Genomic DNA, 9,416 nt, shown 5'->3' on the forward strand with positions numbered 1-9,416 from the left:
CAAGATACTTATCACTCCAATCAGGTAAGGAATAAATAAACAAGTAAGCGATTTAAATCCCCCTGTGGCTTTGCTACTTTCCCCCTTTATCAAAGGGGGATTAAGGGGGATTCCATGTTGTTTGAAAATATGTTTATAAGCAGAAATCAAAAATCCAGCCGTTCCGTAAGCAGGATCACAAATCGTTTCGTCTTTCTTCGGGTCAACCGCCGCCACAATAAAATCAATAATGTGGCGCGGAGTGCACTTAACCCACTGTTCAAGATTGTTACTTTGCCTAACCATTGTTAGCGGGTCATAATTAGAATTGCTGTATTTTTAGAGACCACTAAGTATTTAAAAACTCTAGGCATCGAATATTGCTTATCTTTATATCTTCATTTAGAAAAGCTAAGATCTTTTTTGGGTCGATTATATCTTTTAAAACTAGACTAATAATTGCTTGGTTCTTTCCTCTGTTTTTTATATCAATGCTCCTTAATATAGTAGCAAGCAGGATTTCTTTCTCTTTATTCTTGGTGGTAAAATTTATCTTATCCTGATTGATCATAAGATTTTTAATTTTAGCTTCGACTAATTCAAAATCTTTGTTTAGAACTACTGCTACTTTAAAGATACCGGTATTCATAGAGGAAAAGATTGATTCTTCTTTTAAAGAAATATACTGGCCCTTTAAAATCTTTAATCCAGAGGGAAACTTTTTATTCATATCTTTGATCATCTTATCTAAATCACTCTCTTGATATAAAAATAAATCAAAGTATTCACAAATGCTTTTTATTCCTAAGGGAAGTGCTCGCCCAAAAGAAATTTTAAGTTGAGGATTAAACCCTTCTTTGATCACCACCGGAGCTTTAACCAAAAATAAGATTTGTTTGATTATCCGGGTAATATCTAATTGGGATAAATACTTCATATCCTGGAGCTTAGCATACTTAAACCTTGCTCGATAAAGAGTGTCCTTTGTTTTTACGGAAGTATTATTATTGATCATTTAAGGGTTAAATTTTCCTTGATTTTTAGCAGGCTTCACAAGAAAGGCATTGCCCTTTATAGCAATCACTGGTTTCTTTCTCTTGTTTAGCTCTTAAATATTCTTTGATTAAAAATTTCTTATTTACTTTCATGTCGAGATGATCCCAGGGGAGTCGACTTCTAATGTTTATCTTTCTACTGGCATAATTACTTAAATCTAAACCTTCTTCTTTAAAACTGTCTTCCCAAATCTTAAAGTTAAATCTATCTGACCAACTATCAAAGATACAGCCAGCTTCATAAGCTTTTTTAATCACCGTAGCTATTCTTCGATCCCCTCTGGCTAAAGCTGCTTCTAAAGTGCTTTGTTCTGCCGAATGCCAAGAAAGCTCTATTCCTTTTTCTCTCATATTTTCAATTAAGAGTCTTTGTTTTCTCTTAATTTCATAAATTTTATCTTGGCTTTCCCATTGAAAAGGGGTATGAGGTTTAGGGATAAAGGAAGAGATACTTACTTTAATCACCTTTCTTTTTGACTTACCTTTTCTTATGGCTCTTACTAATTTGACAATACCCATAATATCTTCATCATTTTCTAAAGGAAGACCAATCATAAAATATAATTTTATCAAATTGTAACCCATTTCAAATATCCCATGAACTAAATTTATAATCTCTTCAGTAGTGATCCTTTTGTTAATGATCTTCCGTAATCTATCTGTTCCTGCTTCTGGAGCAATGGTAATTCCACTCTTTTTAATAATGGATGAAATTTTAGCTAATTCTAAAACTTGCTTACTTACTCGCAAAGAAGGAAATGAAATAGCTATCTTCCTTTCCTTAAAGATATTGACTAATATTTCTAACAAGTTGATAGCTCCTTGAAAATCAACAACATTTAAAGATAACAGTGATATCTCCCTATAGCCAGTCTCTTCAATAATTTTTTGGGCTAACCTTACTATGGTTTCTATACTTTTTCTTCTTCGTGGTCTACCAATCATACCACTATGGCAAAATCTACATCCTCCGGTGCAGCCTCTCTCAATTTCTAAAACAGCTCGATTATGGACAGTTTCTATTAAGGGAATAAGTTGAGAAGTAGGGTAGGGGACATTATTTAAATCTTTAACTAAGCATTTCTTGATCTTAGGAGGAGTATCTTTGTCTTTAGGGATTACATAAACCTCTTTTTTATTTTTTACCGTCTTGTAAAGGGACGGAACATAAATACCTTCAATTTGAGCTAACTTCCAAAGGAGGGCTTTTTTTTCAAGAGCTCTATTTTCTCTGTAGGCTTTTGCCAATTCTATTATTAATTCCTCTCCTTCTCCGATGCAAAATAGATCAAAGAAGTCTGCCATAGGTTCAGGGTTGCTTACGCAGGGACCACCAGCTATGATCAGAGGTTCATTATTAATCCGATCTTTAGCATAAACAGGAATTTTAGAAAGTTCTAACATGGCTAAAACATTAGTATAACTTAACTCATATTGCAGACTAAATCCAACTAGATCAAATTTATGAAGAGGCTCTCTTGATTCTAATGAAAAGAGTAAGGTATCAGTCTCTTTCAATCTCTTTATGAAATCTAAGTCTGGCATATAAACACGTTCCGCCAGGACATCATCTTCTTTATTTAAGAGATAATATAAGATTTGGAGTCCTAAATGAGACATGCCTATTTCATACAGATCTGGAAAGGCAAGAGCAAATTTAATCTTTGCTTTCTTAAAATCTTTTCTAAGACTATTAATTTCTTTACCTAAATAACGACCTGGCTTGTAAATGTTGTCTAACAGAGAATGCCACGTTTTGTTCTTCAAGTTTTACTCCAAAGGCTTTTGATTTTTTATTCCTAATAACAATCCTATACCCATCATAAAAACAAATAAAGAAGATCCTCCGTAACTAACAAAAGGCAGGGGAAGTCCAGTGGCCGGTATAATGCCGGTAGATACCCCTACATTAATAATCATCTGCACGGCAATTAAAGAAATTACTCCTATGCCTACTAAAAACTCAAAATCATTCTTGGCTAAACAAGTTAAATAAAGTCCTCGAAAGATAATTACTCCAAATAAGAAGAGGACAATTAAGAGACCGATCAAGCCAAACTCTTCACCGATGACCGAGAATATAAAGTCTGCTTGTTGTTCTGGAAGAAAACCTAATCGAGTTTGAGTAGCTGATAAAAACCCTTTACCAAATAGTTTTCCAGAACCAATAGCAGCTTTGGACTGAATAATATTATAACCATAACCTAACGGATCGATACTAGGATCAATAAAGACTAATAGTCGTTTCTTTTGATAGTCTTTTAAAAAATTAAATACAAATAAAGCACTAGTTACTCCTGTCGCTAAACTTAAAAAATAAACAAGGGTTGTCTTTAAGCTGGAGATAGCTTCCTTGAATAATTTACTTAAGATTGAAATTACAAAAACAATGAGGATTAAACCTATTAACACTTTCCATTTATAATAATTTAAGAAGGTGAGCGTGTTTAATTCTACTCTATGTTTTAATTTAATCTCTATAAAAGCACCTAATAGAGTAATGGTTATGGCTAAAATACCAGCGATTAACAAACCACAGATCAATGTCTTATCTGCCCCCGTTACATAAATCATGATAAACATAAAGGGAAGAAAGACCAAAGCAGTGCCTAAGTCAGGTTGCTTTAAGATCAAGAAAGAAGGAATTAAAATAATGATAAAAGGTAGGATTAAATAATTAAACTCTTTTATCCTATTTGATTTACTAGCCAAATAACTAGCTAATAATAATATTGTTGAAATTTTAGCTACTTCTGAAGGTTGGAAAGAAAGACCAGCTACAGACAACCAACTATGGACGTTTCTTATGGCTTTAGAATAAAACAAGACCACTACTAACAAACCGAGACTAAATCCATAAAAAATAAGGGCATATTTTTTAATCTTATTAAAATCTAAACAAGCAATGCCAATCATGACCACAAAACTAATTAAAGAATAAATAAGTTGTTTATTCCAAAGCAAGTCTTGATTAAGTTTGCTGTTAAAAGTAAGGCTAAATAAGACTAATATCCCTATGGCTATTAAGATTAAAGTAGCTAATATTAAAATAAGATCTAAGTTTTTTAATTTATTTAAGTATTCTTTTAGTAAATTAGATTTCCTCATATTCTTTAAGGTAGTTCCTTTATTTTAGATAAAATTTCTCCAGCTATGGGGGCAGCTACTTTTCCACCCATACCTCCATGTTCTACCAGAATACTCATAGCTAAATTTACCCCATTAATATGGGTATAACAAACAAACCAAGCATGGTCTTCACCGTGAGGATTTTGAGACGTACCGGTCTTTCCCCCTATCTCTAATCCTTCTACATTTGAATTCCAACCAGTCCCAGCTTTAACTACTTTTTTAAGACCTTCATCTAATATTTGTAATGTTTTTTCTTTAAAATTTAACTGACAATTTACCACCGGTTCTTGGTAACTAATTAACTTACTTCTATCTAAGTTTTCCACTTTTTCTATAATCAGGGGTTGATAAATAACCTTCTGATTACTTACTCCAGAAATTAAACACGTTAATTGAATAGGGGTAACTAAAGTATAACCTTGACCTATGCTCATATTAATCGTCTCTCCTGGATACCATTTTTCTTTGAAATTTTCTTTCTTCCACTTAGGAGAAGGAAGCAGACCTCTTTTTTCATTAGGTAAAATAATATGGGTTTTTTCTCCTAAGTTAAATCTTTTAGCTACTTCAACCATAGGATTAATTCCAACCATTCTTCCTAAATTATAAAAATAAACATTACAAGACTTAGTAATAGCTTCAATTAAATTTACGGCTCCATGACCTTCTTTTTTCCAACATTTAAATACTTTATTGCCTAAATAATACTTACCTTGACATCTTATTTTATAATTAAGGTTAACCTTGTTGTTTTCTAAAGCAGCTATCATTACCACAATCTTAAAAACAGAACCAGGTGAATATTGAGCTTGAATAGCTCTATTCATCAAAATTTTATAAGGATGGTTTAGTATTTCATTGACCTTTTCTTTTCTTAAACGAGTAGTAAAGATATTAGGATTAAAACTTGGCTTGCTGATCAAGGTTAATATTTTACCATTATCGCTATTGATAATGACTACCGCTCCATGGTTATCTTTCATTGCTTCTTCAGCAATCTTTTGGATCTGAAAGTCAATAGTAAGATAAACATTTCTACCAGGTATAGGTTCTTTGTAATTTAATATTCTCAACTCTCTTCCTTTGGCATCTACTTCTACTTGCTTACCACCATCTTCTCCTTTTAAATGCTCATCTAATAACTTTTCTACACCGGTCTTTCCAATTAAGTCTCCTGGCTTATAATTTCCTTCTTCGCTTCCTTCTATCTCTTTCTCGCTTACTTCTCCAATGTATCCTAAAAGATGAGAAGCTAATTCACCGTAGACATAAAATCTTTTAGGACTTACTTGAATTATTACTCCAGGTAGATTTATTCTTTGTTCAGCTACTTTGATCATTGTTTCTTTAGGTACATTTTCTGCAACTAAGATAGACATAGAAGAAAGAGCCTTTTTTTTGTTGACTAAGAGCAAAATCTCTTCCTTTTTTTTACCTAAAATTTTAGATAACTTTTTAGCCATTTCCATGGTCTGTTTCTTATTTAAACCTATTTGAGTTACCATAATGTCAAAAGAAGGCCCAGTTTTTACTAAAGGAACTTTTTTATGATCATAAATTATTCCTCTTGGGGCAGGAATGTTGATTAGTTGAATCCTATTTTCTTCCGAAACTTGATAAAAATAATCTCCTTTAAGAATTTGAAGATAGAGCAATCTTACGATAATTATTAATAAAATAAGAAAGAAGGAGATACTTAAAAACTGTAATCTTTTTGTAACCTCAGTAAACTCAACTAAATTATTTTTCATTTCTTAACAGTTTTAATCCCCACAAAACAAAGATACCCATAAAAACGGTATAAATTGCACTCCAAAATATGTCCTTAATTAAGTATATATTTAAGGTGAGCCTACCAAGAGGAAGATTAAGAAGGATGATCAGAAAGGCATTAATAAAAGAGAAGAGAAAGAGAAGCAATAGCTTGATAATTGATTTTTTAATCTGGAAGTATTTAGAAGACAGATTGATAAGATAACTGATTAATACTTTAGAAAAAGCATTAGTACCTAAGACGCACCCTGATAATGAATCTTCGGCCAAGCCTATAATAAACCCAAAAACCTCTCCGTAAAACAGTCCTTGGTGTAAAGTGATTAGAAAGATACAAATTAAGAGTAAGTCAGGTTTTACTCCAAAAAATAAGATCTTGTTTAAAAAACTTGCTTGGAGGATTAAAGTTATAGAAAACAAGAGAATGAGAAAAAAGGCTTTAAATATTTTCTTTTGGAACTTATTGGCTAACAATCACTAATACTTCCTCTAATTTATTTTGATCTAAGGTAGGTAAAACATCTAAATCGTAAAATAAGTCTAATTGATAAGTAGATTTAATTTTAGAAATTTTTCCTACCAAAAACCCTTCCGTAAATACTCCTCCTTGACCAGAGGTTATGATTTCATCTCCTATCTGAATATCTGCTCTATTATCGACATAGTTTAATTTATAATTATAATTATTCCCTACCAAGACAGCACTAATCTTATTTCTCTTAATGAATACTCCTGCTTGGCTATTTCGGTCTAATAATAATATTACTTGAGAAGTATACCTTCCTACTTTCATTACCCTTCCCACTAATTCTTCCTTATTATTCATAAAAGTTACTACTTCCATATCTTTAGTCAGACCATGCTTACTTCCTTTATTAATAGTAATCATTTTAAATAAATTACTGGGGTCAAACACCACTACCTTAGCTAAGACAGTTTCATAAGGTAACCGACGTTGATAACGGATCATTTTTCTTAATCTTTCATTTTCTAAGAGGACTCTTTGGATATACTTTTTTTCTTTAGTAAGATGAACTATTTTTTTATTAAGTTCTTTATTTTCAACGATAAGTTGGTAGAAATTTTTTATACCTCTCTCATAATCTCTCAAATATAAGTTTCCTTCTACATACAACTCTTGAACAGGAGAGACCATTTCTCTCATTATGTTTCTAATTTTCTCTACTTTGAAAAAATTATTACAGATCATTAGAGATACAGAAATTCCCAGTAAAACTATTAATAGTTTTGTCTCTTTTTGTTTGATAGATAACTTAATCATTATTTATAACTTTATTTTTTCTAAAAGATTGATGTCTTCTAAGCACTTTCCTAAACCAAAGACTACGCATCTCAAAGGATCGGGATCGACCCGGACAGGAATGCCTGTCTTTTCAGAAATAAACTTGTCTAAATTCTTAAGAAGACTTCCTCCTCCGGTCATGACAATTCCATTTTCTAAGATATCGGAAGATAATTCTGGTGGAATATTTTCTAAGGTAGAGATGACTAAATCTAAGATTGAATTTACTACTTCTTTTAAAGCTAGATATATTTCATTAGAACCTATGGTTTTACTCTTAGGCAATCCAGAGCCAATATCTCGACCCCGTGCCTCCATAAATAATTCATTTTCTTCTTGAATAGCCAAACCAACCTTTATCTTTAATTCTTCTGCGGTTTGTTCTCCTATCCATAAGTAATAATTCTTTTTTAAGTAATGAATAATGCTTTCATCTATAGCCTGACTAGCGGTCCGGATGGAATTACTAATCACTACTCCACCCATAGAAATCACAGCTATTTCTGTAGTGCCACCGCCAATATCCAAGACCATATTTCCTTTAGGTTCATAAATATTAATATTAGCTCCAATTCCAGCCGCTACTGGTTCTTCAATCAAGAAAACTTTTCTTGCTCCAGATTGTTCTACTGCTTCTTTAACTGACTTCTTCTCTATATCTGAAATGATAGAAGGAATTCCAATGGCTACTCGTGGTCTTAAGAACGATTTTTTATTTTGAGCTTTAGATAAAAATCGAAGCAACATCTCTTTGACAATCTCAAGATTAGCAATAACGCCGCCTTTCATAGGTTTAACAACTTCTACATTAGCCGGAGTTCTACCTATAATCTTACGAGCTTCTTCGCCGACTAAGATAATTTTATTAGTTTGTCTATTGATACATACTACCGAGGGTTCAAATAAAACAATACCTTCTCCTCTTTTATAAATTAAAGTATTGACTGTTCCTAAATCTATTCCTATATCATTAATAAAATATCTTTGAAAAAAATTAAATAAGCCCATTTTACCTACCTTCTCCTTTTTAATTTATTTTTTAGACTTCAGATCAGTTGGATTTAATTTAAAGATTTTTTTCCATTCTTCTTTTGCTTTTTTAAATTTACCCATCCTTAAATAAACTTTACCCAACCAATATCTTCCTTTTATTGAATTTTTATCAATATCTAAAACCTTTTGACAATGTTTTAAAGTTTCTTCATTGGAGTTAAGATAATAAAATACTTCACCTAAACCTAAATGAGTATTTAATCTTATTTTTGGAGATAAATTTCTTTGTTCCAGGACTTGGTTAAACTTTTCCATCGCCTTACGATAATCTCCTTTTGATTTGTAGGTCCAAGCAATGTTAAAGAGAATATTTGAGTCATTACTCTTCATTTTTAAAGCATTTTCATAATTTAAGATAGCTTTATCAAAGATATCATTTTTAAAATAGACATGACCTAAATATAAATATGTCTCATAATTGTTGTAACCCCTATTAATAGCTTCTTCTAAATTTTGAATAGCTTCAACATAATAGTAGCTCCCATTTAATTCTCTGCTCTTTTTAAAATAAGCTATTCCTAAGCGAGAAAAGATTATGGGGTCAATTAACTCTTCCTTATCAAGAGCTATAGCCTTACGATAATATTTAATGGTTTCGTCAGTATATCTTATTAAGTCCTTTTCATCCGTGGGATTGATTACTTTTTTATAAAAGAGATCTCCTAATTCAATACATTTCTCAATATTGGTTGGGTCTTTAAGGAGTATTTTTTTAATATTCTCTATTTTTTCATTATCTCTTTTGCATTTATAAAGATATAGGCAAGTTAATGTTATTAATAACCCCAAAGACAAACTAAAAAAGAGAAGTTTTCTTTTATTCTCGTTTAACCAGGTAATCCTTTTCTTAATCTTTCTTTTAACCTTATAAATCATTTCCAGCCATAATTTCTAAAATCTTTTACTGAAATGCTGAAAGCTAAGTTACTTACTAATTAATAATAACAAAAGTAAATATCAATTTCATCAAGAGCAAATATTTTCTGTAACAGCAAAATGAAAATGTCCTGTTTTCCGTTAAATAGAAATGTCCTATTTTGTATTAGATAAAAATGATCTTTTATATGGGTTTATTTTAAACTTCCTCCAAGGGTGATCCAATGGAAGAATATGCACCTTTC

Annotated in this window: 8 protein-coding genes and 1 pseudogene; all 9 read right to left on the minus strand. The window is 31.4% G+C overall.

Translation table 11 applies throughout. The annotated features are described in order from the left end of the window. Positions 1–243, minus strand: a pseudogene (locus tag KJ849_04710) (SAM-dependent methyltransferase). Positions 244–328: 85 nt separating this feature from the next. Then, a complete protein-coding gene (locus tag KJ849_04715) occupies positions 329–994 on the minus strand; it encodes a TIGR03936 family radical SAM-associated protein (protein MBU2599856.1) in 666 nt (221 codons plus the stop codon). Positions 995–1,019: 25 nt separating this feature from the next. After that, positions 1,020–2,801 (minus strand): TIGR03960 family B12-binding radical SAM protein, encoded by a 1,782-nt coding sequence (locus KJ849_04720; GenBank protein MBU2599857.1) that lies wholly within the window; start codon positions 2,799–2,801, stop codon positions 1,020–1,022. A gap of 3 nt (positions 2,802–2,804) precedes the next feature. Continuing rightward, positions 2,805–4,142 carry a rod shape-determining protein RodA gene (rodA, locus tag KJ849_04725; GenBank protein ID MBU2599858.1) on the minus strand — a complete coding sequence of 446 codons (1,338 nt, stop codon included), beginning with the start codon at positions 4,140–4,142 and terminating at the stop codon, positions 2,805–2,807. Between the two features lie 5 nt (positions 4,143–4,147). Next, entirely contained in the window at positions 4,148–5,917 is a 1,770-nt protein-coding gene (gene mrdA, locus KJ849_04730; protein ID MBU2599859.1) for a penicillin-binding protein 2, read from the minus strand. Continuing rightward, positions 5,907–6,413 (minus strand): rod shape-determining protein MreD, encoded by a 507-nt coding sequence (mreD, locus tag KJ849_04735; protein ID MBU2599860.1) that lies wholly within the window; start codon positions 6,411–6,413, stop codon positions 5,907–5,909. Before mreD ends, mrdA begins: the two co-directional genes overlap by 11 nt. Further along, positions 6,400–7,221 (minus strand): rod shape-determining protein MreC, encoded by an 822-nt coding sequence (mreC, locus tag KJ849_04740; GenBank protein ID MBU2599861.1) that lies wholly within the window; start codon positions 7,219–7,221, stop codon positions 6,400–6,402. Before mreC ends, mreD begins: the two co-directional genes overlap by 14 nt. 3 nt (positions 7,222–7,224) lie before the next feature. Beyond that, entirely contained in the window at positions 7,225–8,250 is a 1,026-nt protein-coding gene (locus KJ849_04745) for a rod shape-determining protein (GenBank protein ID MBU2599862.1), read from the minus strand. Between the two features lie 24 nt (positions 8,251–8,274). After that, complete coding sequence (locus KJ849_04750) at positions 8,275–9,171, minus strand: tetratricopeptide repeat protein (protein ID MBU2599863.1); 897 nt, start codon at positions 9,169–9,171, stop codon at positions 8,275–8,277. Positions 9,172–9,416 lie beyond the last annotated feature (245 nt).

It is taken from the genome of bacterium, from assembly GCA_018830565.1.
Taxonomy (GTDB): domain Bacteria; phylum UBA9089; class JAHJRX01; order JAHJRX01; family JAHJRX01; genus JAHJRX01.